Raw genomic sequence first — 24,415 nt, forward strand, 5'->3', positions numbered from 1 at the left:
TGATAATCCTAATTTGTATGGTTAAGGGGGACTCAATGAAAAAATATATAGCATTTCTTCGTGGTATAAATATTAGCGGTAAAAACAAAATTAGAATGTCTGATTTGAAGTTGGAACTTGAAAATGCAGGGTTTACGCAGGTGTCAACATATTTGAATAGTGGCAATGTTACATTTTTATCTGATGACAATAATCTTAAGAATAGAATTGAAGATATGATTATAAATAGATTTGAACTTCGCATTCCAGTATATGTAGTTGAAGCAGATGTGTTAAATGATATTTTGTCTAATGCACCTGAATGGTGGGGGTCAAATAGTAAAGAAAAATATGATAATTTAATTTTTGTTCTTTCAGATGATACACCTGAGCAAATATATGAGATGGTAGGACCACCTTCCGATGAACTTGAAAAAGTACAAAAGTATAAGAATGTTATATTTTGGACTTTTGATAGACAGCAATATCAAAAATGTAATTGGTGGAAAAAAACTGCAACTAATGAAATTGCAGATAGATTAACAATCAGAACAGCAAATACAGTAAAGAAGGTTTGCAAATAAAATTCGAAGTTAATCGCACAATTCAAATTTGTAGAGATCTAACAATTGAATAGTGAACATAACATTGAGCAGTTATCGAAAGACAGCTGCTCTTTTTCTATACCATTATAATGGTAAGAAGTCGAGAGAGCTAATAGCTGAGGAGGTTGGTGAAAATGCTAGAAACATTCAACGTTACATTCGGCTTACATTTTTGAATCCGGAACTTCTCCAATTAGTGGATGACAAACTTATGGGATTTAACCCTGCATACGAACTTTCGCGGAAGCTTCGCTCTCTTGACTCAGTGCCAGAAGCCATATAAATGGTAATCAAGCCGGCTGAAGAAGGGGACTGTGGTAGGACTGGAAATTCCGTAAATCAGGGATTTTACAGCGTTTTGGAGAATAATTGGAAAAACACTGTAAGAAAGAATTTTTAAGATTTTTCTTGAAAAGAATTTTTAATCATATTAGCCTTTTATTAGGACGTCCAAATCTATACTAAGAGGAGGCAGTTGAGTATGAACAAAGAACAGTTACATAGGTATATTTATGAGAGCGCTGGCAATGAGAGCAACATCTGCCAGATATATGTCATCAAGGATAATGAGGTGGCACTTGATGATTGTTGGCGTGGTTTCAAGACTGAGGATGCAATGAATGTCAATTCCGTGACCAAAAGTATCATGGGGTTGCTTGCTGGAATCGCGCTGGACAAGGGATATATCAAAAATCTTGATCAGAAGGTAATGGATTTCTTTCCGGATTACACTGTAAAGCGCGGTGAAAAAACTATCTATGATGTCACAATCAAACATCTGCTTACTATGACAGCCCCTTATAAAGGTAAGTCAGAACCATGGAAGAAGGTATGTACTTCGCCAGACTTTACGCTTGCGATACTTGATTCGCTTGGAGGCCGTAATGGAATCACTGGTGAGTTCCGGTATGCTACGCTGGGCATTCAGATATTGGCGGGTGTAATTGAAAGAGCATACGGTGGGAAATGCATCAATTTTGCCAACGAGAATCTTTTTAAACCGCTGGGGCTTCCAGAGCGTATACCTCACGGAGACAGTTCCAAAGAGGATCAGTTTGATTTCTTTATGAACAAGAATCCTAGAAAATACGAGTGGTATACTGATCCGCAGGGGTGTGTTACAGCAGGCTGGGGATTATGCATGTCTGCAAAAGACATGGCTGTGATCGGGGAACTAGTTTTGGATGACGGGGTGCATGGCGGTAAGAGAATCATCTCCGAAGAGTATTTAAAAGACATGCTCACACCCCAAATTAAGCTAGGTGAACGATTTGGCTTCATGAACTATGGCTACTTATGGTACAAGACATACGATGAAAAAGATGTATATGCTGCAATTGGTGACAGCGGAAATATCATCTATGTGAATAAGGCGGAAAATGTATCAGTAGGAATGACTGGTACATTCAAGCCAAGAATATTTGATAGAGTTGAATTTATTGAGAAAAAGGTACTGCCTGCGATAAATCTATGATACCGTCTTTTTAGACCATGCTACGGCGCCACATCTTGCACAGCCGTAGTATCTATAATTTCTTGTGAATTTACTGTCACGCTTGCGGTAGATGGTGGCACCACAGCTACCGCAGGTGAAGACATATTTGATGCTCATCTCTGAGCCTTCATAGTTTTCGACCCCCTTTTCCTGGCCTTGGGTGACTCTCTTGATGTTATATCCATAAACCTGATTTACAACTTCAGCATAGTACTTCCATTTGCCAGTGTGGCGCATGCAGCCTTTGCAGGTGTGGAGTAGTTCGTGGATGATTGTCTCCTTGCAGGCTTGTTCAGAGATACGGTCGTCTTCAAGAAGGCGGGATGCAATCTCGATGGAGTATGAACCGTCGTGGTTTAGCTTGCAGAGCCCCCAGCGAGTCTTTGCTCTTGTGTTTATTGACCATGAGGAAATGGTGCCTAGCTTGATGCCAAGGCGGGTTACCTCATGTATGCATTGTTCTTTTAAAATTTCAAAATCTTTCATATTATAATTCTCTTTCTATAATATGAGCCAATTATATTGATTTTTCCTTTGAAATACAAATACTAAACAGTCATAATTTATGGTATGAGAAGACTAATATTATTTGGAGATTCAAATACATATGGTTATGATCCGAGAGGATTCATGGGTGGCAGATATCCTGAGGAAGCCAGATGGGCTACAATGGTTAGAAAAGCCCTGGCGGAGGGAGACATTTTTTTTCATCTTAACCGTTTCGTCACAACCATATAGTAATATGTGTCCATGGGGGTGAGCTATGGATACTATGGTACAGTTAAAGAGCGATAATCAGGCGGCCAGCGAATACTATGATTTATATCTTTCAATCAGAACTGCTTTACGTGAAGGAAAGATGGAAATAAGTGAAGCAGAAGCGTATCTGGCATATAAAGAACTTTTGCTTACAAAGAAAGCGAAAAAGCTGGCGCAGGAAATGATAAAACAGATAAAAGAATAAAGAAAATAAGGTGTCTATATAGTTAAAATTTTTAACTTAGGATTATTACACAACATCCTCTCAACGAGAATAGTACCACAAAAATGACAATTAGCCGTTGCTAGTTGTCTTTTTTTTGCTAGACTACCGAACTTATGAAAGAGAGGATAATTAAATTATGAAAAGAATGGACTCAAATGACATTCGATCGGGCCACCTGGCCTGTAGTCTTATTTTAATCACATCACTTTTATTAATATTATTTTGCCACTGCTACAAGAGAAGCTATGCTATGGCGTTTGAAGCAGCAGAAGCAGAGACTGTTGTAGAGGAAATAACATTTGAAAATACAGTAATTCTTAGCAGTCTTGTCGAATGTACCTCAGTTACAATTGAGGACGACAATATAGTTTTGGCAGGGCCAGAAGTTTTAGAAGAAAATTTAGCAGAATTCGAAGAAGAAATTCAAGAGGAAGAAATCCAGGAAGAGGTTGAAAAGACCGAATACGATATTCCAAGTAGCTTCGTAAATCCTGAAACTGGAAACACAGTAAGCTACAAAGGAGGAAAAACTCTCGAGCGTTCAAGTAAAATTACATACGGCGATTCAGGAGTAATTAATGATTTAGCCGAGCCAGATCAGGATGGTTTTATGATGTTGGACGACAGGTATTTGGTAGCAGTTGGAAGTAGATTTAACACTGTGCCTGGTCAGTATCTTGATCTTGTATTAGAAAATGGGGTAGTCATCAAATGTATGATGGGTGACGCTAAAGCCGATGTTGATACAGATTCAACAAACACATTTACATACAGATCACGTTGCTGTAGTGAATTTATTATTGATAAACATACTATTCGCTCGGATATTTATGAAAGAGGAAATGCTTCTCTTAAGTACCCTTCTTGGGATTCACCGGTAGTTGAGATAATTGTTTATGATGACTACCATTGCATCGATACCATATAAAAGCTATAATAAACGGGATTTTGTTTGAAGGAGTATGAAAATGAGAATAGCAGTTACATATGAGAATGGACAGGTGTTTCAGCACTTTGGACATACAGAACAGTTTAAAATATTTGAAGTAGAGGACGGCAAAGTAGTTTCATCTGAGGTTATCGGTTCTGATGGACAGGGACACGGTGCTTTGGCAGGCCTTCTTAGCAATAAGTCAATAGATGTACTTATTTGCGGTGGCATTGGCGGAGGAGCTCAGGCAGCTCTTAGCGAGAATGGAATTGAGCTTTGTGCTGGTGCATCAGGTGATGTTAATGCTGCTGTTGAGGCATATCTTAAGGGTGAGCTTATTAACACAGGTGTTAATTGCAATCATCACGGCGAAGGCCATACATGTGGTGATCATGAGGACGGCCATAGCTGCGGCGGTCATTCTGGTTGCGGTGGATGCCATTCAGAGCCTGCATTCGAGGGTAAGAATGTTGGTAAGACATGCCGTACACATTACAGAGGTACATTCAACGACGGAACTCAGTTTGATTCATCTTATGACAGAGGAGAGCCACTTGAATTCGTTTGTGGTGCTGGAATGATGATTAAGGGCTTCGATAAAGCTGTTGCTAACATGGAAGTTGGCGATAAGGTTGAAGTACACCTTATGCCAGAGGAAGCCTATGGACAGCGTGACGAAGATGCAGTTATTACATTGGAGATTGCTCAGCTTCCAGGTTCAGAGGAGTTAGTAGTAGACCAGCAGGTATACTTACAGGATCCTTATGGAAGACCATTCCCAGTAAAGGTAGTTGCCAAGGATGAGACAAATATCACTCTTGATGCAAACCACGAGATGGCTGGTAAGGAGCTTAATTTTACAATTGAGCTTGTAGAAGTAAAATAGAATAAAATATCTAATCCCAGTGGGATTAGCAGCACAGGGAGGCAGAAATGCCTCCCATTTTTTATGCACTTAAATAGCATGCAATCATTTTGCGAAAAATTAACGAAATAATTGTGAAATTAAAAAATGACCATATTTCAGATGGTATTATAGCATTATCAATTGTCGTATTACTTTTTGGGAAAAGGAGTACACACTATGGGTAAAAAGAGGGGTTCTTTAAAGACTGTGCTTATAGCAGTCATCCTGGCGGCAGTAGTTATCACCGCCGGTATCATTTCTACATTTACTGTAATTAACACTTTGAATACTAACTCTGAGCAGACAGAGGCTTATAAGGAGAGACTTTACGCTGATGTAAAGAATCAGTTGAAGTTTGAAACTGAGGAAGCCATGAGTATTTGTGCCTTTATGTATGCTAAGTATGAGGCTGGAGAAATGACTTTGGAGGAAGCAAAAAAGCAGTCTGCAGATATTATTAGAGAGCTTAGATATAATGATGGAAGTGGATATTTCTGGGTTGATACTTCTGAGGGTATTAACGTAGTTCTTCTTGGTAGAGATACAGAGGGACAATCTCGTTGGGATTCAACGGATTCCAGCGGAAACAAGTTTATCCAGATGATGATTCAAAATGGTATGCAGGAAGGCGGTGGCTACACAAGTCTTATGTTTGCAAAGCCAAATGAGACAGAAGAGCTTCCAAAGATAAACTATACAGCTTACTATGAGCCATTCGATTGGGTAATGGGTACTGGTGTATGGGTAGATGATCTGGAGGAAATGACTGCTGTATATAGCCAGCATGCCAACGCTGCCCTTAGAAAGAGTATTATCGCCACAATTGTTATCCTTCTTATCCTTATTATTTGTGGTGTTGTTGTGGCACTATTCTTTGGTACAAAGATTACGCAGCCTATTTCTCTTGCTGCTAGCCAGATTGTAAGAATGTCTAACAGTGACTTTACAGAGAATGAAGAAATGGACAAGGTTAGAACCCTTGTTAATAGAAACAATGAGATTGGTCTTATAGCAGAGGCCTTGGATTTAATGCATGGTAATATTAGAAAACTTATGATGGAGATTTCTGATACCACAACTTCAGTTGCTGCCGCATCAGAAGAGCTTTCAGCATCAGCCTCACAGTCTGCAGAGGCATCCGAGATGGTTGCAACCTCATGTACAAACGTTGCAAATTCTTGCTCAGGCCAGATTAATGCTGTGACAGGTGCAAGTAACGAGACCGATTCCTTCGTTACCAACATGGAGAACTTCCAGGAAGCAATTAATCGTACAACAGATATGATTAAGTCGACAAATGAGGCTGCTGTTAATGGTGCTGCTGATATGACAAATGCAACAGATATGATGGATAGTATCAGAGAATCTGTTGAAAATACAGCCCAGGTAGTAGAGGGACTTGGCGAGCGACTTAAGAGTATCAATGATTTCGTTGTTACTATTTCTGAAATCGCAAGCCAGACAAACCTCCTTTCATTGAATGCAAGTATCGAGGCTGCCCGTGCTGGTGAAATGGGTAAGGGCTTTGCTGTCGTAGCTAGTGAGATTTCAAAGCTTGCTGATGATTCTAATCAGGCAGCTCAGAAGATTACAGAGCTGATTGCAGGAATTACAAAGAATTCAGAGGAAGCTGTAGAGGCTATGCATGATGGCGCACAGAACGTAGTAAATGGTGCAGAGCTTGTTAATGAGGCGGGTAGCACCTTCAATAATATTGTAAACATGGTTAACTCAATTTCTGAGGAATCAAATACAATGAGCGGTATTGTTGCTCAGCTCTCTAGTGGAACTGAGACAATTGCAAAGAATATCAAGGATATTGAGCAGATGAGTATTGAGGTTGCTGATGAAACCTCAAATGTATCTGCCGCCTCTCAGGAGCAGACAGCATCCTCTTATGAGGTTGCCCAGGCATCTGACAAGCTGGCTGGAAATGCTCAGGAACTTCAGGATTTTGTTGCTCGATTCTCTCTTTAAAAATAGATTTCAAAAGTCACCCTGCAAAGGGTGACTTTTTTGTGACTTGACTATACAATTATGGGGATAAAGTGATAGAATTTAGACAAGTATATAATATAGTGGTTGAATTATACTTACAAATAAAGGGAGAACAAAATGGCGGAAGAATACAAGGGAAAGTCTATTTTCAGCCGCAGATATGTGGGCATGAGTGAGGAGGCTATCCGAGAAGAAATCGACAGACTCCAGGGACGTGTGCACGCACTTGAAAAAGCACTAGATTCCTTACAGGAGGATGATAAGAATTTCATTAATGCAATAGAAGATAATCAACGAAAAATGGAGAAGCTGATAATTGAGCTGGATAAAAAGATTACCAAGCTTCAAAGTTCCTTGGACTATGATGCACCAATAAAGACCCAGCTGGACACAGCGACAAAGGATATAAGTGCAAAGCTGAAGGCTGCCAATAAAGAGAGTGTAGATAAGTTGATTGTGGTATTACAGTTTAACACCGCTCTTTTAATTATATTGCTAGGCGTGGTGGTTTATAATTTCATTATTCGTTAACATCGGGGGCTGATATGAATTGGTTTACAGTTAATGTTGTAGTTTTACTAGCAGCGATAAATCTTTTAATAGGTTTGCCTATTCATTTTCTTAGAAAAAATGCCAGGAGAGATGCACAACAGCAGTTTCAGGAGTATTGGCAGGGAATGGTAAATCTGGATAGGATTTACGCGCCTCATATCGAAGAGCTTAACAAACATCTCAATACTATAAATTATTGGCTGAAGACCACAATTGATCCTAGTGAATCAGAGGAGGATCAAGAGAGAGTAGAACAGGAAGACAGATTCTTTGCAGGTCTCATGAATCCTTTGGAGGCGAAAAAGTGGAAGGAAGCCGTTAAGGCTGCCAGGGATGAAGCTGCTACAGACGAAGGTATGAAGGAAGCCCGTCAGAGGGATTTCTTTGTGGATGGAATGGAGCCAATGGAGGTAGAGCAGACAAAAATGAATTTTGTCTATGCTCCAGAGCACAATGATTGTATTTTTTACTGTACGACTCCAGAGGCGATTATAAAGAAAGAATATAGACACGTTATCTTTTTTACAACATCAAGACCAACCAGTCTTCCGGTTACTTATCCATTCAAATATGAGGGGGCACAGATGCTTTCCCTATACAAGCATCCAGCACAGACGGTTTGGTTTTTAAAAAACTGGAAGCTTATCCGTGAAGGCTTGGAGGGTGGTGCACCCGAAGATATAGTTCCACTTGATGACAGCGTTGTAGATTTTGACCTATAAAGCGAAAAATAATTAGCAGGTGTATTTATGGGGAAAAAGGAAGATATAGAAAAATTTGAAAAGGAGTTCCTTGAGCGTAAGCCTACCCGCTGTTCGAAATGTAAAGGGAGACTAAGTTACATTGGTGGAGGCTATTATGAGTGCTATGAGTGTGGCAATCAGGAAATAGATGATTTCGGTCGCATCAAGGACTATATAGATGAGCACGGCGCAGCACCTGCCGTTGTAATCTCTGATAATACGGGAGTCCCTATTGAGCTGGTAAATGGAATGCTCAGGGAGGGGCGCTTAGAAATTCCTGAGGGAAGCAGTGTATACATCAAATGCGAAACCTGTGGTTGCAGTATTCGATATGGACGCTACTGTCCGGACTGCATCCGAAATCGCACAAATAGCCTCAAGGGAGTTTTCTTCAATCCTGACGTAGGCGAAAAGCCTCAACACGAAGTAAAAACTCAGGATGGCCGTATGCATTTCCTAGGGTTTGATAAGTAGTAAGGATGGCTTGTGACAGTAACCAGCTTTTTTAGTGTGGTGGCAAACACTTTAGTCTGCTAACGCGTTACCGTGGTGTGCTGACAAATGTCCGCAGATGATGTACAATCTGTTTTGTTGTGTTAAAGAGAATAATGTATGGAGACACTTAATGAAACAGATAATTAAGACAGGATTAATCGTAATTGCGGGACTATTCTTGTATGCCCTTGGGGTGGCATTCTTTGTAGAGCCATCAGGACTTATTACAGGTGGTGGTACAGGTTTAGCTCTTTTTGTTCACCATATGTGGGGAATCAAAACTTCTTATGCTGTGTTTGTTATTAACACGGTTCTATTTCTAGTTGGTTGGCGCGTTATGGGACGTCGCTTCGCAGCCAACACCTTACTTTCCACATTTTGTTTACCAGTAGAGATTCATATTGCAGAAATCATTGCATCTCATTATGAGCCTGTTGATGATATAGTTTTGTGCACGGTTTTTGGTGGATTACTTATTGGCGCCAGCCTTGGAATAGTAATCAGAACTGGTGCATCTACCGGTGGTATGGATATTCCACCAATCGTTATGAATAAGTTTTTCGGTACATCTATTTCAGGCGTAATGTGGGTGTGCGATATTATAATTCTTGGTGTTCAGGCTATTTTTACTGATCACAGATTAGTGCTTTACGGCATTATCCTGGTGGTTATTTACACCATGACTTTGGATAAGACCTTGATTCTTGGAAAAGCTAAGACTCAGATAAAGATTGTCAGCAAGAAGAGTGATGAAATACGTCGTGCCATCCTTCAGGATGTGGACCGTGGTGTTACAGTTATGTACGGTCGCACAGGCTATCTTGGCAAGGACACAGAGATTTGTCTTTCAATTGTTTCCACAAGAGAGCTGGCGAAGGCTGAGCGTCTTGTACACCAAATCGACCCTGAGGCTTTCATTATTGTCAGCCGTGTATCTGAGGTAAAGGGTCGAGGCTTTACTGAGCAGAAGAAATACTTATAAGATGATATGAGAGTCATTCAGAAGCTTCTGGTGGCTCTTAAATTTTACTTATACACTTTACTGCACTAAAGTGTTCTGCTAGAATGAAAGTCAAATAAAGCGTAATAGTTGAAAGGGAGAAGGATTATGCCAGTGTTTGATTTTGCTAATGATGAGAAAGAGAAAAAGGAAGCTGTGGTGACATACACTACATTTCGCTCGGACGAGCCGGTGGCATCTGCTGAAAAGCCAATTTTGGTTTTGGCAGATAAGGCAGGGGTAATGAAGCACCATACAAATGGAACGTTCACTAATCCGATTTCCAGAAGCAGCTTCGAATACGAATCAGATAATGGCGTTATTTCTACTGATATTCTGAGGGTGGACTCTCGCTTTGTCAGCCTTATTGGATGGCTGGGAGAGAATCATATTCCTGTGAGACTTTCAGGTGCCAATATAGCAGAGGGATATGCAGTTTACAAAATCAGAGAAACTGCGACAGGTAACGGTAAGCTTTCTTCAGAGGATGGCTTTTTGCAGTTTATGATGGAGCGCCTTTTTGCTTCTAATGCCCCTTCCGAAGAGGAACTGGATGATGAAGATGCAGAAGATGGCGATGATATGAAGCTTACTAGCATCCAGTCAATTACTGATTTCATTACCTGTGCCGGAAGAACTTTCCCTGACAACATCAGACTATGGGCTAGAAGAAATCTTGCAGTTGCAAAATCAGCTGAAGTAACAATAGAAGAGAGAAGACATGCTCAACGAGCTCTGTCTATTATGACGGGAATACACTGGAAGAGTGATTATTTCGAGGCCATTGATCCGGTAGAAGCAAGAAGAATTTTGGATGAAGAGCTTTACGGCTTGGAGTCCGTAAAGCAGAGAATCATGGAGACTGTTATTCAGGTGAACCGCACCCACACTTTGCCTAGCTATGGCTTGCTTCTTTGCGGTCCTGCAGGAGTTGGAAAATCTCAAATCGCATATGCGGTAGCAAGAATCCTAAAGCTTCCATGGACTACTCTTGATATGAGTTCTATCAATGACCCGGAGCAGCTTACAGGAAGCTCAAGAATATATTCAAACGCAAAACCAGGTATCATCATGGAGGCTTTTGCAAATTCAGGTACCAGCAACCTTGTATTCATAATTAACGAGCTTGATAAAGCAAACTCTGGAAAGGGCAATGGTAACCCTGCGGATGTTCTTCTTACACTTCTTGATAACCTTGGTTTTACTGATAATTATATGGAGTGCATGATTCCAACAATGGGGGTATACCCAATAGCTACAGCGAATGTTAAGGCAGATATTTCAGCACCACTTATGTCTCGTTTTGCAGTTATCGATATTCCAGATTATTCTGTTCAGGAGAAGAAGGAAATCTTTAGAAGATTTTCATTGCCTAAGGTTCTTAAGAGGATGGGAATGGCTGAAGAAGAGTGCCAGGTTACAGAGGATGGACTCGATGCTGTTATGGAGAAATTTGTTATTTCTACAGGCATCAGAAATGTGGAGCAGGCTGCAGAACATCTTGCAGCAAATGCTTTGTATCAAATAGAAGTGGACAAAGTGGAGTCTGTTGTCTATGACAGAAAAATGGTAGAAAAACTTTACTTATAGGGTAGCAAAAACTAAATTTTTGTGTTAAAGTTTTTTTGTTAATATCTATAATATATTCAATTAAAACGAAAGGAGAGCAGCTATGGATAAATCCGACAGTCACGGGCGATTATGTAACTATTTTGCAGCTGCTCTTTTCTTATACTAATCGGGCAGTTTTCCTTTTTGTGTTTTTGCAATTACATATTCAGTGACTTTTTTATGCCTATAGTTCAAACGAAACTATGGAAACAAAAGACTTACTAGAAGACAACAAGATTCAGGAGATTATAGACTTACTGCGCTCAAATATGAGTGCGGAGCAGATGATTGAGGCGTTGGATGATTATCATGAAAATGATATCGCTGAAGCATACGAGTCTCTTGAAACTGAAGACAGACAAAGACTTTTCGGCATCTTAGGTGCGGAGCTCCTGTCTGAAATTTTCCCTTACATCGAGGATGTAGGAGAATACTTAACTGAGATTACACCAGAGCAGGCGGCTGACGTCCTTGAAAACATGGACGCCGATGATGCGGTTGATGCCTTGGAAGACATCGATGATGAGGAGCAGAGAGAAAAGCTTATCGAATTGATGGATGAGGACGCATCTGCAGACGTTCGACTGATTAATTCTTACGATGAAGATGAAATCGGTAGCATGATGACTACGAACTTCATCGTTATTGCAGAAAACTTTTCTGTAAAGCAGGCGATGCGAGCTCTGATTACCCAGTCTCAGGATAATGACAATATCAACACTATTTATGTAGTGGATGATAACGACAAATACTGTGGAGCCATTGAGCTTAGAGATTTAATTCTCGCCCGAGCTGATACTCCTCTTACAGACATCATTAGCCACAGCTACCCAAGCGTTCAGGCTGATGCATCTATTTCAGATAGCATCGAAATGTTAAAGGATTACGCAGAGGATTCTATTCCAGTTCTTAATCCAAACGATGAAATCATCGGTGTAATCACATCTCAGGATATCATCGAGGCCGTTGATGATGAGATGGGTGAAGACTATGCTAAGTTGGCTGGTTTGACAGCAGAGGAAGATTTAAACGAGTCGCTGTTTGAAAGTATTAAAAAGCGTATTCCTTGGCTTTTATTACTTTTAGGATTAGGGCTTGTGACAAGCTCTGTTATTGGTATCTTTGAAGGCGTTGTAGCCTCAGTAGCAGTTGTAGTAGTGTTCCAGTCTCTTATTTTGGATATGGCCGGAAATGTTGGTACACAGTCTCTGGCTGTTACCATCCGAGTTCTTATGGATGAGGAAATTTCTGGAGTAGAAAAAGCAAAGTTCGTTCTTAAGGAAATGAGAGTTGGAGGTACCAACGGACTAATTTTAGGATTACTTGCCTTTGTATTTGTTGCAGTATATCTTCATGGTTTTAAGGCCTACGCATGGTACGCTGCCTTCAGTGTATCTGGCATTGTTGGTTTTTCACTTTTTGTGGCAATGATTGTTTCAAGCTTCATCGGTACAATTATTCCTATCTTTTTCCACAAGATTAAGGTAGACCCAGCGGTAGCTTCTGGTCCACTTATTACCACGGTAAATGATTTGGTTGCAGTGGTAACATATTATGGTCTTGCAGGTTTACTTTTGGTGGGACGTTTGTAATAATAAACAGATTTTAAGAAGCCTTGTATGTTGTTATTCAAAATAACAATATACAGGGCTTTTTTCACATAATTGTCATAAAAAACAACAAAATGTTGTAGAACTTATTATGCAAATAAGATAGAATTAAATTATAAAAACTACCTTCTATACGGTCGATATATTAGGTACAGAAGCTCTTGTTTTTTAAAATTTAATAGGTAAGGAGTGTGACCCCATATGAAGAAAAATTACGTCCTTGATACCAACATTCTGATCCATTGTCCTACTGCGTTATTTGGTTTTGATGATAACAATGTTATTATCACCACCACAACTCTTCAGGAACTTGATTCCAAGAAGACAGCCTTTGCTGAGGTGGGCTATGGCGCCAGAGAGTCAATTCGAAACATCGAATCAATTGAGGGAGATTATGCGAGTGGAGTTACAATGCTGAATGGCGGTACCTTTAAAATCGCCAAAGAATCTGAATTTGAGAAGCTGGTTCCAGCTGAGTATTCGCTAGACAAACCTGACAACAGAATAATAAATGGTGTACTTGGCATAGCTAAGGAATCAGACTTAGAAACTATATTAGTTACAAATGATATTTCAATGAGAATCAATGCAACAATGTGTGGCTGTGTAGTACAGGGCTATCACAACGAGATGATTCTTGACAGTGAGAACTATACAGGACGAAGGGATATCACACCGGAAGATATAGAGAGTCCATTTAATAAGGGATTCTTAGAAAATGAATTTGGTATTTGTAGAGACGGAAGTAATTCAGCCCTCTACACCTTTAAGGAAGACGGATGGCACCTGTTAAAGGACAGAGACTACTACACTCCATACTGTCAGCCTAGAAATGTAGGACAGCGATTTGCTTTATATGCTTTGCTGGCACATCCAGAGGATTTACCACTTGTTATTTTAAAGGGAAGTGCAGGAACGGCTAAGACTTTCCTTTCACTGGCAGCAGGACTTCAGGGATATTACCACAACGGCTACGACAGAATCATGATTACCCGAAGCAATACTCTTTCAGATAACGATTTGGGATTCCTTCCTGGTGATTTGGAAGAAAAGATGACTCCTCTTATTGCACCATTTATGGATAACCTGCAGGTACTTCTCAAAGGGCAAAATGAAGAGAAGGAACAGGTTAAGCTCCAAATAGAGGACATGTTTGAAACAGGTATTATCGAGATTTGTTCACTGGCTTACATGAGAGGTCGTTCTCTTGTTAATTCTTTTATCATAGTGGATGAAGCACAGAACTGCACAATTGGACAGATTCTTGAAATTATTACCAGAGCAGGCAAGGGCTCTAAGGTAGTTCTTCTTGGAGATCCAGACCAGATTGATTCTCCTAAGCTTGATAGAAAGAATAATGGTCTTACATTTGCTTCAGAGAGAATGAAGGGCTCAAAGCTTTGTGCACAGGTTACCTTTGATGAAAGCGAGACTGTTCGAAGCCCACTTGCGGCTGAAGGCGCAAAGCGTCTTGTAATCAAATAGTTTAATCTCTTGTTTATTTTATAAATCCTCCTTTAGGGACCCAGTGTTCTTGCCTGGGTCCCAGCTTTTTTGCCCAAATGTGTTAGATTTGTTTATTTAAATCAATTGATGTAAGATATTTTTAGGTAGTTTATGGGGATAACGGGAGGTTAACTATGAGGAGAAGAATCGCTATATTACTTGCTGTTTTACTGGCTACGGGTATGTTTTCCACAGGCTGTGGTGGTACCTCAGACGGGGCGTCAGCCGATGCCTATGATATGTCTGGAAGTACAAAGGCGTTGGAAAGCGGTGCTGGGTTTGATTCGGAGCTTGGAAGCTTTTATGCAGATACAAATGAAATAGCCCAGGAACAGGTAGAAGCGCCAAAAGAAGAAAGCGTTGATTCTGAATATACTACTGGTAGAAAGATAATTTATTCTTCCAATATTTCAATAGAAACCAAGAATTTCGATGAGGATATTGTAGCTATCAAAAAATTGGTTCAGTCAAACGGAGGCTACTACGAGAGCTCTTCAATTACTGGAACCGCTGAGTATGGTGGAAGATATGCAAATTACACAGCACGAATTCCATCTGCAAAGTATCAGGCCTTTATGGATAGCGTTGGCGATATAGGTTCTGTTACCTCCAGTGATGAAGCTGTAGAAGATATCACCAGCAATTATGTTGATGTTCAGGCCAGATTAAAGAGCTTGCGTACAAAGCTCGAGCGCCTTCAGGAGTTAGAAGCCAATGCAGAAACTGTAGAGGATTTGCTTAACATTGAAGACAGGATAAATGACGTTCAGTACGACATTGAAAACTATACGGCTCAGCTTAAGGTATTAGATGACAAAATTGATTATTGCACGGTTTCAATCCATGTAGATGAGGTTATTACTTATACAGAGATTAAAGCAGATACCTTCTGGAATCGTTTTGTGGAAGCAATAGGCGATTCGCTATCAGGCTTTGTGACCTTCTTACAGGGGCTTGTTATAGTAATCGTTTATATTTTGCCATATGCTATAGTCGGTGTAATTATTGCAGGTATAGTATTGTTTATGATTAAGAAGAAGGGAACAGCGCCAAAGAAACTACATATTTTGAAAAAAGATAAGACCCATCTTTCAAATAGTGGGAAAGATGAAACAAATTCTAATTAAATTAGGAAGACAAATGAGGACACCAATGCTATAATGGTACATTGTTAAATTGTACTTACTATAGAAAGGATATACTCAAATGACACACAAGCTTCTATTACTTGGAGATTCGAATTTTACAAAGGAATTAATACTAAATGCTAGAAAATTGGGGGCATACGTAATTGTTTCCGATAATAGGAGTACCCAGGAGTCGCCAGATAAGTTATTAGCTGACGAATATTGGGATGTTGATATAAATGATCTTGATGAATTAGAAAAGCGTTGCAAATCAGAAGGTGTTACAAACGTTTATGCTGGTGTGCATGAGACATGTCTCCTTCGCGCCATGGAGCTTTCAGAGCGTCTTGGCTTGGATTATTACACTAATAAAGAGACTTGGAATCTTATAGGCGATAAAGTTTTATTTAAGGAGCAGTGTAGAAAGTACAATGTTCCTGTAGCCGAGGATTACATGTTACAGGATGGAATGACAGAAGCTGATGTCGATGCCTTGAACATGAATTATCCAGTTATTGTTAAGCCAATAGATGGAAGTAGTGGATTAGGAATCACAATATGTCATAATTCAGCAGAAGTCCTTGAAGGCTATAAAAACGCAAGATTATATAGCGAGCGTATCTTTGCAGAAAAGTATATAGATGGAACAATGGTAAGTATGTACTATTGTTTTGATGATGAGGGCAGAGCTCACTTATTTGCTACATATGATGACTATAAGATGACTGTATTTAGAATCTTTTCACCATATGAGGAGTTTATTAGAAAAAATGTTAATCCTAATGTTGAGAAGATGCTTTATGAGCTTGGTATCAGAAGAGGGTTTGGTTTCCTTCAGATGATGATGGATAGCGATAACAATTGTGCAGTTTTAGAGATGAACTACAGATTGGCTGGAGCACTTGTAGGTGAGCAGATTAATAATCTTCTGTGTCAGATGGTTTTAAGAGATATGTTTGGCATGGAGCGTTTGATTCCACAGTTAGATTTGCATATGCACGCTATTTTATTATATGCAAAGGCAGGAACCATTGCTAAAATCGAAGGCCTTGATGAGATTAAGGCAAGAGAAGATTATTTGATGGAGGCTCCATGGAGAAAAGTGGGTGACACTATCGAGAATAATACTGGCTTGCGTCAGGTTGTGACTACACTTTTCTTTAATAACACCACTGAGGAACGCCAGAAAGAAAATATAGAATTTGTATATGATACTATAAAATTTGTTGGAACTGACGGTGAGAATATATTGTTAAATAAGTTAGCAATGTAGCTAACAACCAGGAGTATTATTATGAGAATAGGAACAGGTTATGATGTACATAAGCTGGTAGAGGGCAGAGACCTTATTATTGGCGGCGTAAAAATCGACCATACACTTGGTCTTTTAGGTCACTCAGATGCAGATGTACTTTTACATGCTATTTCTGATGCTGTTCTCGGAGCAGCAGGGTTGAAGGATATTGGGGCTCATTTTCCAGATACAGATCCTAAGTACAAGGGAGCGGATTCCATGAAGCTTTTAGAGCAGGTTCGTGAGCTTGTTATGGATAAGGGATACGTTGTTGGAAATGTGGATGCCACAGTTATCGCACAGAGACCAAAGCTTCGTCCATTCATTGAACAGATGGAAGAGAACGTAGCAAAGTGTCTTGGCATCGATGTGGATCAGGTCAATATAAAAGCTACCACAGAGGAGCATCTTGGCTTCACAGGTAGAGAAGAGGGAATTAGCGCACAGGCAGTCTGTTTGCTTTACGAATTTTATGATGGAAGTAATGTAGTATTTGACAGCGGACGAAGCTGCGAGACATGCGGGGGTTGCGCTAGAAATAAAGGAGAGTAATGAAAATGGATTTTAAGTTTTACAATACTGCCTCAAGAGAGGTAGAGGTTTTTAAGCCAAACGAAGAGGGCAAGGTTGCAATGTACACCTGCGGCCCTACAGTATATCATTTCGCACATATCGGAAACATCCGTACATATATCATGCAGGATGCACTTATTAAGTCTTTAGAGTACGCTGGTTACGATGTAAAGCGTGTTATGAACATCACAGATGTAGGACACCTTTCAAGCGATGCTGATACAGGCGAAGATAAGATGGTTGCTGGCGCAAAGCGTGAGCACAAGACAGTTATGGAGATTGCAAAGTTTTATACAGATGCCTTCTTCAAGGACTTTGATGCAGTAGGAAACAAACGTCCAGATGTAGTGGAGCCTGCTACAAACTGCATTCCAGAATTCATCCATATGGTAGAGGTTCTTCTCGAGAAGGGCTATGCATATGTTGCTGGTGGGAATGTATACTTTGACACAAGCAAGCTTCAGGATTACTACGTATTCTCATCATCAGTTGAAAAGGAAGCCCTTGAGGTTGGTGTACGTGATGATGTAGAAGAGGATACAAATAAAAAGAACAAGACAGACTTCGTTCTTTGGTTTACAAAGTCTAAGTTCGAGGACCAGGCTCTTAAGTGGGATAGCCCATGGGGCGTTGGTTACCCAGGCTGGCATATCGAGTGCTCATGCATTTCTATGAAGCATCTTGGTGAGTACATGGATATCCACTGCGGTGGCGTTGATAACATCTTCCCACATCACACAAATGAGGTTGCTCAGTCAGAGGCTTATCTTGGCCATAAGTGGTGCAATTACTGGTTCCACAGCAATCACCTTAATGATCAGTCAGGAAAGATGTCTAAGTCAAAGGGCGCTATCCTTACAGTTTCTGTTCTTCAGGAGAAGGGTTACGATCCACTCGTTTACAGATTCTTCTGTTTACAGTCACACTATCGTAAGCCACTTGTATTCTCTTGGGACAATCTTGATAACACAGTTCAGGCTTATAATAAGCTTGTTAAGAGAGTATCTGAGCTTAAGGCAGAGGGTGCTGTTGACGAGGCAGTTAAGAAGGAATTCGAGGAGAAGTTCTGCGAGGCAGTTTCAAATGACTTGAATACTTCTATGGCTATCACAATCCTTTATGATGCTTTGAAGGCAGATACAAATGATGCTACAAAGCTTGCTCTTGTAGAGAGCTTTGACAGAGTTCTTTCTCTTGATTTGATTGGTCATGCTAAGGCTCTTTCAGAAGCAGGAAGCAATGTTGATGCTGAGCTTGAAGCATTTATTAACGATGCTATCGCTCGTCGTGCAGAGGCTAAAAAGGCAAAGGATTTTGCTACAGCAGATGCTATCCGTGATGAGCTTTTAGCAAAGGGTGTAGAAATTAAGGATACTCGTGAAGGAGTAGTATGGAAGCTAGTTTAAATGAATATTTAAATAGCAAATTTAACATTGAACCAAAGGATATAAGAACTTACTCACCACTGACACTTGCTTACATAGGCGATGCTATTTTTGATGTGGTGATTCGTTCTATCCTTGTTAATAAGGGTAATACTGCAGTCAACAAGCTTCATCAGAGAACCAGCTCCGTTGTCAAGGCGCCTACACAGGCCAAGATGGCAGCTGTCCTCATGGAGGATTTTACTGAAGAAGAGGCCGACTGGTATCGCAGAGGTCGCAATTCCAAGCCACATACAAAGGCTAAGAATGCTACCACTATGGATTATCTTGAGGCCACAGGTTTTGAGGCTGTCATGGGATATCTTTACATGACAGGAAACATGGACCGTATATGCAAACTTGTTAATAGCGGTATTGAACGTTTGGAATTAGATATATTGGAGTAAATATGGAAGAAAGTAGAATTGTAGAAGGACGCAATGCTGTATTAGAAGCATTTCGTTCAGGAAAGACAATTGATCGTTTGTTTGTACTTGAAGGCTGCAAGGATGGCCCTGTTCAGACTATCCTCAGAGAAGCTAAGAAAAGCAAGGACACAGTGGTTAGCTTTGTTAAGAAGGAGCGCCTTGATCAGCTCTCAGAGACAGGTAAGCATCAGGGAGTTATCGCTTATGCTGCCAGCTATGATTATGCTGAGTTAGATGACATTTTAGCTGCAGCTCGTGAAAAGGGTGAGGATCCATTCCTTATCATTCTTGATAACATTGAGGATCCACATAATCTTGGTGCTATCATCCGTACAGCAAACCAGGCTGGTGCTCATGGTGTAGTTATTCCAAAGCATCGTGCAGTAGGTCTTACAGCTACTGTTGCAAAGGCTTCTGCCGGAGCAATCAACTATACTCCAGTAGCAAAGGTTACAAATATTTCCAAGACTATGGAGGAGCTTAAGGAACAGGGGATGTGGTTCGTGTGCGCAGATATGGGTGGCACTACTATGTACGACCTCAACCTTACAGGCTCAATTGGTCTTGTTATTGGTAACGAAGGTCACGGCGTTTCAGATCTTGTTAAGAAGAACTGTGATATGGTTGCCAGCATTCCTATGTATGGAGATATCGATTCACTTAATGCCAGTGTTGCTTGCGGTGTATTGGCATATGAGGTTGTTAGACAGAGAATCAACAAAGCAAAATAATTCCTACGGGGGTTAAAGATGGACCTGAGAGAAGAGTACGCTAAGTTTACTGATGAGGAGCTTGTGAAGAGCTATCAGTCAGGAAATGTAGCTGTTGTAAATTATATTTGCGAAAAATATAAACCTCTTGTTTTGAAGCTATCAAAAAAATATTTTTTGATTGGTGGAGAAAATGAGGACCTCATTCAGGAAGGAATGATAGGTCTTTTTGGCGCGATTGGAGATTATGATACCAGTTCAGATGTCACTTTTTTTCATTTCGCTCAGCTTTGCATAGATAGACAGATGATAAAGGCCATCGAGGCTAGTAATCGAAAAAAGCATTCTCCGTTAAACGCGTATGTTTCCTTGTACGATGAAGATGGAGAAGAGTTTGAAGAGGCATCATCTATGGCAGATGACCCAGCCGACATTATCATCGAAGCCGAGGAAAATCTTAGTCTTGTTGATCGTTTAAAAGCGGTATTATCACCTTTGGAGCTTCAAGTTTTTGAATTGTATATGAAAGACTTGGATTACAAGGAGATAGCTGTTAAGCTTGGGAAAACGCCTAAGAACATAGATAATTGTCTTACTAGAATCAAAGCGAAAGCTAAAAATATATAAAACGAAAGCAGCCACGCGGGTGGCTGCTTTAATTATTTAAGAATACCTTTTGTATAAATATCGTAAAGATTTGGGTCTACATGTTCTTTTATATTTTTATAAATTGGAACGGCAGCATCTTGAATTTGGCTTCTGAGTTCGTCGCTCAATGGGATTACCTGAGTGCCAGATTCCTCTATAGTTGCAATTCTTGAAGCAATTCTCGCATCGCTTTGTTCTCTTGCATATTTTGTAGCAGTTTTTGCTGCTTCTCTAAGGATTTCCTGTTCTTCAGGAGTCTTATCCTTCATAAATTCCTCACTTACGATTAAAGAAATCAGATGTGGCAGATGATTTGTCTCCACTACGTAATCCTGTTGTTCGTATAGTCTGTTGGATACGATAACTTCATAAGGATTTTCCTGAGCATCGATGGTACCCTGCTGTAATCCAATGTAAACCTCAGAGAAGGTCATTGGAGTAGGAGAGGCTGAAAGTGCCTTCCAAAAATCCAAATGGTAGGAATTTTCCATGGTACGGATTTTTTGACCTTTGAAATCATTAATAGTTTTGACCGGTTTGTTGGTGGTCATAACTCTGAATCCCTGATCTGCATAACCTAGAAGCTGATAGCCACCTTTTTCATAGACAGCAGATATCTCTGACATAAAATCCGGGTCATCTACTTTTTTACGAACTTCATCGATAGTTCCAAACATACAAGGCATATCAAAGATGGCAACGTCTGGAAGGAAGGTAACCTGAGGCGCAGTGTTCTGTACAACGAATGGAATATCACCGTCCTTGCAGGACTCTAAAAGCTCTCTATCACCGCCTAAAACGCTGTTAGGATAAACCTGAATAACCATCTGACCATCGCTGAGTCTGTAGACTTCCTCGGCGAATTTCTCAGCGTAAATTTGTGTAACGGTGTCCTCTGGACTTGAAGTACCAAGAGGCCAGGCATAAGTCTGAACCTCCGACGATTTGCCACAGGAGCAAAGACTAAGGGCTGATATAAAAATTGTAGAAAGAGCAATAATTCGTTTGAATTTCATATCATCCTCCTAAACTAAAACCAAGCTGATTCCAGGAATAAAAGTAATCAGCAATAAAGCGATAATAAACATAGCAATCATAGGTAGCGCTTTTGCTGCAATATCAACAACAGGAACATCTGTAAGTGAACTTGCAACAAAAAGGTTAACACCGATTGGAGGTGTAACGAAGCCTATAGCCAGATTAACAACCATCATGATACCAAAATGAACTGGGTTCATTCCAACTGCTGTTACGATAGGCAGAAGGATAGGAGATAAGATGAGGATTGCTGGAGTTGTATCCATAACCATTCCAACAAGAAGAAGGAACAGGTTGATTACCAGTAATAGGATAATCTTATTTGTAAAGTTATCCAGGATGTAAGCGCTGACTGTCTGAGGTACCTGCATAAGGGTAAGCACTCTTGAGAAGGCGGTTGATGCTGCCAAAATGAAAAGGATTGGAGCATAGGTCTTCATAGCTTCTACAAAGATGTTCCAAATGTCTCTGACGTGGATTGTCTTGTAGATGAAGAGGCTGACAATAAGTGCGTAGAATACAGAAATAACAGCAGCTTCTGTAGGGGAAGCTATTCCTGCATAGATACAGCCTAAAACAATAATAGGACTGAGGATTGCAAAAAAGCTTTCCTTGAAGATTGTGCCAAAGCCTTTTGCGTGAAGTGCATCGATTTCTGCATTAATTTTTTCCTTGTCCTCGCCTACCAATTTGCAATGGAAATATGCATAGGCCATAAGCAGTGCACTAATTAAAAGTCCTGGAATAATTCCGGCTATAAATAAATCACTTACAGACTGGCCAGATGCCATAGCATACATAATAAAAGGTATGCTTGGAGGAATAATAACTCCAAGACCGCCAGCAACAGCAACGATTGCTGTAGAGAACTTCTTATCGTAGCCCATCTCTAAAAGAAGAGGGATGGTCATAGAACCGACGGCTGCAACAGTAGCTGGAGCGGAGCCGGAAATGGCGCCATAGAACAGGCAGGTGATGATAACTGCACAAGGGACACCTGCTGTTTTCTTTCCAATGAAATATGAGAATACATCAAAGAGCTTCTTTGAAATCTGTCCGTGAGCCATGATGATTCCAGAAAGCACAAACATTGGAACTGCTAAAAGTGGAAAGCTATCAATTCCTCCAACCATAGAGCGAATAACATAGCTTGCACTGGCTGTAAAGGAAGGATCAAAAGCTCCAGGCAACACTGCAACTATTCCAAGGGAGATAGAAACAGGAATTGCGATAATTAAGCACAAAGCAAATAAGATAAGTACGGTTAATGCACTCATTTCTTCTTTCTCCCTTCTTTAGATTTTGTGTTTTCAAGTACTTCTTTATTAAAATTCCCCTTAGCAAGGAGAGCATTCATTTCGATTCTGTGTTGTTCACGTTCTTCTATCTGCTTGAGATGAGAAGGCCATGTTTTTAATTCTTCACGATGGATGACATTGTGCCATTCTAAGAACCATCTTTCTAGTATTCTGATGGCGCAAAGTGTAAAGCACACAAGTGGTGCTGACTGCACAAAGTACATAGGAATTCCGCAGGCAGGAGATACCTGACCGCTTTCAATAGTCGATATTAAATAACGATATGAAAATGGAATGAGATAAACGAAAAATATAAATTCAATTGTAAGGTTTAATACCTTAAATAACGCCTTGCCTCTAGGCTTAAAAGCGCGAATAAACTGATCAATTTTGATGGAAATACATTTCTTTGTGCATAGACTCACACTTAAAAATGCAGACCAAATGAATAAGTAACGGGTGATTTCTTCAGACCATGAGAGCGAGGCGCCTAAGATATAGCGACAAAAGATTTGGATGCCCATTATGACACTCATAGCGATGAGAAGAACAACCATGATAAACTCTTCGAGATATTCATCTATAAAGAAAAAGATACGTTTCATGTGATTTAAGTCCCCTTATAATTCAATAGGGCAATTTGTGCATTTACACAAATTGCCCTATAAATGCTTAATGATTACATTGAACCATGTATAAGATTAAGTATTGTTGAAAGATCAGAAGCATTCATCTGACCAGGAGCAGAAGCCTTGCCAACAGCACCAAAGGTAAGTGCTGAACCGAAAGCTTCGCCGCAAAGACGGCTTACAAGACCTGTGCCAGCCATTGACATTGTAATGATTGGACGGTCAGCGTAATTGTCAGCCATTTCCTGAGTTGCGCTAAGGAGTGTAACTACATCCTTACGGCAAGTAGGCATAACTGCAATCTTTGGAATATCAGCTCCAAGCTCCTGCATCTTACGAAGTCTTGAAACGATATCGTCTTTGTCAGGTGTCTTATCAAAGTCGTGGTTTGAAGCAACAACCTTAACATTATTCTTGTGAGCCTCAGCAACGATATCCTTAACGATATCATCACCGGTGAAGACTTCAACGTCTACTAAATCTACAAGACCAGTAGCAGCAGCCTTCTTGTTAAGTGTAGCGTATGCATCCTTCTCGATAGACTTTTCACCACCTTCGTTTGAAGTTCTGAAAGTGAAGAGAAGAGGTGTGTCGCCTAAAGCAACTCTAAGGTCCTTGAGGACATCCTCTACCTTATCGAACTCGAAAACGCCATCGAACCAGTCAACACGCCATTCTACAACGTCGTGAGCAACTCCCTTGAAGGAATTTGCAGCAGCAAGGATATCGTCCTTTGTCTTACCAACGATAGGTACACAAATCTTTGGAACGCCCTCGCCAAGTACTACGTTTCTAATTTTTACAGTATTCATAATATATCCCTCTAAAT

25 protein-coding genes are annotated in these 24,415 nt (G+C 40.3%); 20 read left to right on the forward strand and 5 right to left on the reverse strand.

All coding sequences use genetic code 11. The features are described 5' to 3' along the window. Positions 1-35 precede the first annotated feature (35 nt). Both BLP54_RS00435 and BLP54_RS00445 read left to right on the forward strand, forming a co-directional pair. Complete coding sequence (locus BLP54_RS00435) at positions 36-563, forward strand: DUF1697 domain-containing protein (RefSeq protein WP_027209112.1); 528 nt, start codon at positions 36-38, stop codon at positions 561-563. A 502-nt stretch (positions 564-1,065) separates the two neighbouring features. Further along, a complete protein-coding gene (locus BLP54_RS00445) occupies positions 1,066-2,058 on the forward strand; it encodes a serine hydrolase domain-containing protein (RefSeq protein ID WP_090165686.1) in 993 nt (330 codons plus the stop codon). Here BLP54_RS00445 and BLP54_RS00450 read toward each other — a convergent pair. Then, on the reverse strand, positions 2,053-2,565 hold the full coding sequence (locus BLP54_RS00450; protein WP_090165688.1) for a SprT-like domain-containing protein: 513 nt from the start codon (positions 2,563-2,565) through the stop codon (positions 2,053-2,055). The genes BLP54_RS00445 and BLP54_RS00450 overlap by 6 nt on opposite strands. 277 nt (positions 2,566-2,842) lie before the next feature. On the opposite strand from BLP54_RS00450, the gene BLP54_RS00455 reads away from it, so the two are divergent. The 18 genes from BLP54_RS00455 (at position 2,843) to BLP54_RS00540 (ending at position 20,600) form a co-directional block, all read left to right on the forward strand. Further along, the gene (locus tag BLP54_RS00455) at positions 2,843-3,043 is read left to right on the forward strand and encodes a hypothetical protein (protein WP_090165690.1); all 201 of its coding nucleotides are present in this window, start codon (positions 2,843-2,845) and stop codon (positions 3,041-3,043) included. Between the two features lie 271 nt (positions 3,044-3,314). Then, entirely contained in the window at positions 3,315-3,992 is a 678-nt protein-coding gene (locus tag BLP54_RS00460) for a hypothetical protein (RefSeq protein WP_090165692.1), read from the forward strand. A 40-nt stretch (positions 3,993-4,032) separates the two neighbouring features. Further along, a complete protein-coding gene (locus BLP54_RS00465) occupies positions 4,033-4,881 on the forward strand; it encodes an FKBP-type peptidyl-prolyl cis-trans isomerase (RefSeq protein ID WP_090165694.1) in 849 nt (282 codons plus the stop codon). A gap of 198 nt (positions 4,882-5,079) precedes the next feature. After that, positions 5,080-6,879, forward strand: a complete 1,800-nt coding sequence (locus BLP54_RS00470; RefSeq protein ID WP_090165695.1) for a methyl-accepting chemotaxis protein — start codon at positions 5,080-5,082, stop codon at positions 6,877-6,879. A 138-nt stretch (positions 6,880-7,017) separates the two neighbouring features. Continuing rightward, on the forward strand, positions 7,018-7,431 hold the full coding sequence (locus tag BLP54_RS00475) for a hypothetical protein (protein ID WP_090165698.1): 414 nt from the start codon (positions 7,018-7,020) through the stop codon (positions 7,429-7,431). Between the two features lie 14 nt (positions 7,432-7,445). Beyond that, positions 7,446-8,174, forward strand: a complete 729-nt coding sequence (locus BLP54_RS00480; RefSeq protein WP_090165700.1) for a hypothetical protein — start codon at positions 7,446-7,448, stop codon at positions 8,172-8,174. Between the two features lie 27 nt (positions 8,175-8,201). After that, positions 8,202-8,669 carry a hypothetical protein gene (locus tag BLP54_RS00485; protein WP_090165701.1) on the forward strand — a complete coding sequence of 156 codons (468 nt, stop codon included), beginning with the start codon at positions 8,202-8,204 and terminating at the stop codon, positions 8,667-8,669. Positions 8,670-8,820: 151 nt separating this feature from the next. Continuing rightward, positions 8,821-9,672, forward strand: a complete 852-nt coding sequence (locus tag BLP54_RS00490) for a YitT family protein (RefSeq protein WP_090165703.1) — start codon at positions 8,821-8,823, stop codon at positions 9,670-9,672. Between the two features lie 126 nt (positions 9,673-9,798). Further along, positions 9,799-11,280, forward strand: a complete 1,482-nt coding sequence (locus BLP54_RS00495) for an AAA family ATPase (RefSeq protein ID WP_090165705.1) — start codon at positions 9,799-9,801, stop codon at positions 11,278-11,280. A 224-nt stretch (positions 11,281-11,504) separates the two neighbouring features. After that, on the forward strand, positions 11,505-12,893 hold the full coding sequence (mgtE, locus tag BLP54_RS00500; protein WP_090165707.1) for a magnesium transporter: 1,389 nt from the start codon (positions 11,505-11,507) through the stop codon (positions 12,891-12,893). 219 nt (positions 12,894-13,112) lie between these two features. Then, complete coding sequence (locus BLP54_RS00505; RefSeq protein WP_090165709.1) at positions 13,113-14,396, forward strand: PhoH family protein; 1,284 nt, start codon at positions 13,113-13,115, stop codon at positions 14,394-14,396. Positions 14,397-14,551: 155 nt separating this feature from the next. Beyond that, positions 14,552-15,544, forward strand: a complete 993-nt coding sequence (locus BLP54_RS00510; protein WP_090165711.1) for a DUF4349 domain-containing protein — start codon at positions 14,552-14,554, stop codon at positions 15,542-15,544. Positions 15,545-15,623: 79 nt separating this feature from the next. Continuing rightward, a complete protein-coding gene (locus BLP54_RS00515; protein ID WP_090165713.1) occupies positions 15,624-16,817 on the forward strand; it encodes an ATP-grasp domain-containing protein in 1,194 nt (397 codons plus the stop codon). Between the two features lie 21 nt (positions 16,818-16,838). After that, positions 16,839-17,390: a 2-C-methyl-D-erythritol 2,4-cyclodiphosphate synthase gene (gene ispF, locus BLP54_RS00520; RefSeq protein WP_090165716.1), complete on the forward strand. Its 552-nt coding sequence runs from the start codon at positions 16,839-16,841 to the stop codon at positions 17,388-17,390. After that, entirely contained in the window at positions 17,390-18,817 is a 1,428-nt protein-coding gene (gene cysS / locus BLP54_RS00525) for a cysteine--tRNA ligase (RefSeq protein WP_090165718.1), read from the forward strand. Before ispF ends, cysS begins: the two co-directional genes overlap by 1 nt. Beyond that, the gene (locus BLP54_RS00530; protein WP_090165719.1) at positions 18,802-19,242 is read left to right on the forward strand and encodes a Mini-ribonuclease 3; all 441 of its coding nucleotides are present in this window, start codon (positions 18,802-18,804) and stop codon (positions 19,240-19,242) included. Before cysS ends, BLP54_RS00530 begins: the two co-directional genes overlap by 16 nt. Positions 19,243-19,244: 2 nt before the next feature. After that, positions 19,245-19,994: a 23S rRNA (guanosine(2251)-2'-O)-methyltransferase RlmB gene (rlmB, locus tag BLP54_RS00535; RefSeq protein WP_090161904.1), complete on the forward strand. Its 750-nt coding sequence runs from the start codon at positions 19,245-19,247 to the stop codon at positions 19,992-19,994. An 18-nt stretch (positions 19,995-20,012) separates the two neighbouring features. Then, positions 20,013-20,600 (forward strand): sigma-70 family RNA polymerase sigma factor, encoded by a 588-nt coding sequence (locus BLP54_RS00540; protein WP_090165721.1) that lies wholly within the window; start codon positions 20,013-20,015, stop codon positions 20,598-20,600. Between the two features lie 32 nt (positions 20,601-20,632). Here BLP54_RS00540 and BLP54_RS00545 read toward each other — a convergent pair whose 3' ends face one another. From BLP54_RS00545 to aroD, 4 genes are all read right to left on the reverse strand, one after another. Next, on the reverse strand, positions 20,633-21,637 hold the full coding sequence (locus BLP54_RS00545) for a TRAP transporter substrate-binding protein (protein WP_090165723.1): 1,005 nt from the start codon (positions 21,635-21,637) through the stop codon (positions 20,633-20,635). A gap of 9 nt (positions 21,638-21,646) precedes the next feature. Next, complete coding sequence (locus tag BLP54_RS00550) at positions 21,647-22,936, reverse strand: TRAP transporter large permease (RefSeq protein WP_090165724.1); 1,290 nt, start codon at positions 22,934-22,936, stop codon at positions 21,647-21,649. Next, a complete protein-coding gene (locus tag BLP54_RS00555; RefSeq protein WP_090165726.1) occupies positions 22,933-23,562 on the reverse strand; it encodes a TRAP transporter small permease in 630 nt (209 codons plus the stop codon). The genes BLP54_RS00550 and BLP54_RS00555 overlap by 4 nt, the downstream gene beginning before the upstream one ends. Positions 23,563-23,636: 74 nt before the next feature. Next, positions 23,637-24,398, reverse strand: coding sequence for a type I 3-dehydroquinate dehydratase (aroD, locus tag BLP54_RS00560; RefSeq protein ID WP_090165728.1), 762 nt, complete (start codon positions 24,396-24,398; stop codon positions 23,637-23,639). Positions 24,399-24,415: the final 17 nt, after the last annotated feature.

Source organism: Pseudobutyrivibrio sp. 49 (assembly GCF_900100545.1).
Taxonomy (GTDB): domain Bacteria; phylum Bacillota; class Clostridia; order Lachnospirales; family Lachnospiraceae; genus Pseudobutyrivibrio.

Coding starts and splice junctions, on each gene's coding strand:
- BLP54_RS00530 (WP_090165719.1), top strand. CDS start 18,802: ATGGAAGCTAGTTTAAATGAATATTTAAATAGCAAATTTAACATTGAA.
- BLP54_RS00465 (WP_090165694.1), top strand. CDS start 4,033: ATGAGAATAGCAGTTACATATGAGAATGGACAGGTGTTTCAGCACTTT.
- rlmB (WP_090161904.1), top strand. CDS start 19,245: ATGGAAGAAAGTAGAATTGTAGAAGGACGCAATGCTGTATTAGAAGCA.
- BLP54_RS00445 (WP_090165686.1), top strand. CDS start 1,066: ATGAACAAAGAACAGTTACATAGGTATATTTATGAGAGCGCTGGCAAT.
- BLP54_RS00490 (WP_090165703.1), top strand. CDS start 8,821: ATGAAACAGATAATTAAGACAGGATTAATCGTAATTGCGGGACTATTC.
- BLP54_RS00545 (WP_090165723.1), bottom strand. CDS start 21,637: ATGAAATTCAAACGAATTATTGCTCTTTCTACAATTTTTATATCAGCC.
- BLP54_RS00455 (WP_090165690.1), top strand. CDS start 2,843: ATGGATACTATGGTACAGTTAAAGAGCGATAATCAGGCGGCCAGCGAA.
- BLP54_RS00550 (WP_090165724.1), bottom strand. CDS start 22,936: ATGAGTGCATTAACCGTACTTATCTTATTTGCTTTGTGCTTAATTATC.
- BLP54_RS00435 (WP_027209112.1), top strand. CDS start 36: ATGAAAAAATATATAGCATTTCTTCGTGGTATAAATATTAGCGGTAAA.
- BLP54_RS00515 (WP_090165713.1), top strand. CDS start 15,624: ATGACACACAAGCTTCTATTACTTGGAGATTCGAATTTTACAAAGGAA.
- aroD (WP_090165728.1), bottom strand. CDS start 24,398: ATGAATACTGTAAAAATTAGAAACGTAGTACTTGGCGAGGGCGTTCCA.
- BLP54_RS00540 (WP_090165721.1), top strand. CDS start 20,013: ATGGACCTGAGAGAAGAGTACGCTAAGTTTACTGATGAGGAGCTTGTG.
- BLP54_RS00450 (WP_090165688.1), bottom strand. CDS start 2,565: ATGAAAGATTTTGAAATTTTAAAAGAACAATGCATACATGAGGTAACC.
- BLP54_RS00460 (WP_090165692.1), top strand. CDS start 3,315: ATGGCGTTTGAAGCAGCAGAAGCAGAGACTGTTGTAGAGGAAATAACA.
- ispF (WP_090165716.1), top strand. CDS start 16,839: ATGAGAATAGGAACAGGTTATGATGTACATAAGCTGGTAGAGGGCAGA.
- BLP54_RS00485 (WP_090165701.1), top strand. CDS start 8,202: ATGGGGAAAAAGGAAGATATAGAAAAATTTGAAAAGGAGTTCCTTGAG.
- BLP54_RS00495 (WP_090165705.1), top strand. CDS start 9,799: ATGCCAGTGTTTGATTTTGCTAATGATGAGAAAGAGAAAAAGGAAGCT.
- BLP54_RS00510 (WP_090165711.1), top strand. CDS start 14,552: ATGAGGAGAAGAATCGCTATATTACTTGCTGTTTTACTGGCTACGGGT.
- BLP54_RS00470 (WP_090165695.1), top strand. CDS start 5,080: ATGGGTAAAAAGAGGGGTTCTTTAAAGACTGTGCTTATAGCAGTCATC.
- BLP54_RS00475 (WP_090165698.1), top strand. CDS start 7,018: ATGGCGGAAGAATACAAGGGAAAGTCTATTTTCAGCCGCAGATATGTG.
- BLP54_RS00505 (WP_090165709.1), top strand. CDS start 13,113: ATGAAGAAAAATTACGTCCTTGATACCAACATTCTGATCCATTGTCCT.
- BLP54_RS00480 (WP_090165700.1), top strand. CDS start 7,446: ATGAATTGGTTTACAGTTAATGTTGTAGTTTTACTAGCAGCGATAAAT.
- BLP54_RS00555 (WP_090165726.1), bottom strand. CDS start 23,562: ATGAAACGTATCTTTTTCTTTATAGATGAATATCTCGAAGAGTTTATC.
- mgtE (WP_090165707.1), top strand. CDS start 11,505: ATGGAAACAAAAGACTTACTAGAAGACAACAAGATTCAGGAGATTATA.
- cysS (WP_090165718.1), top strand. CDS start 17,390: ATGAAAATGGATTTTAAGTTTTACAATACTGCCTCAAGAGAGGTAGAG.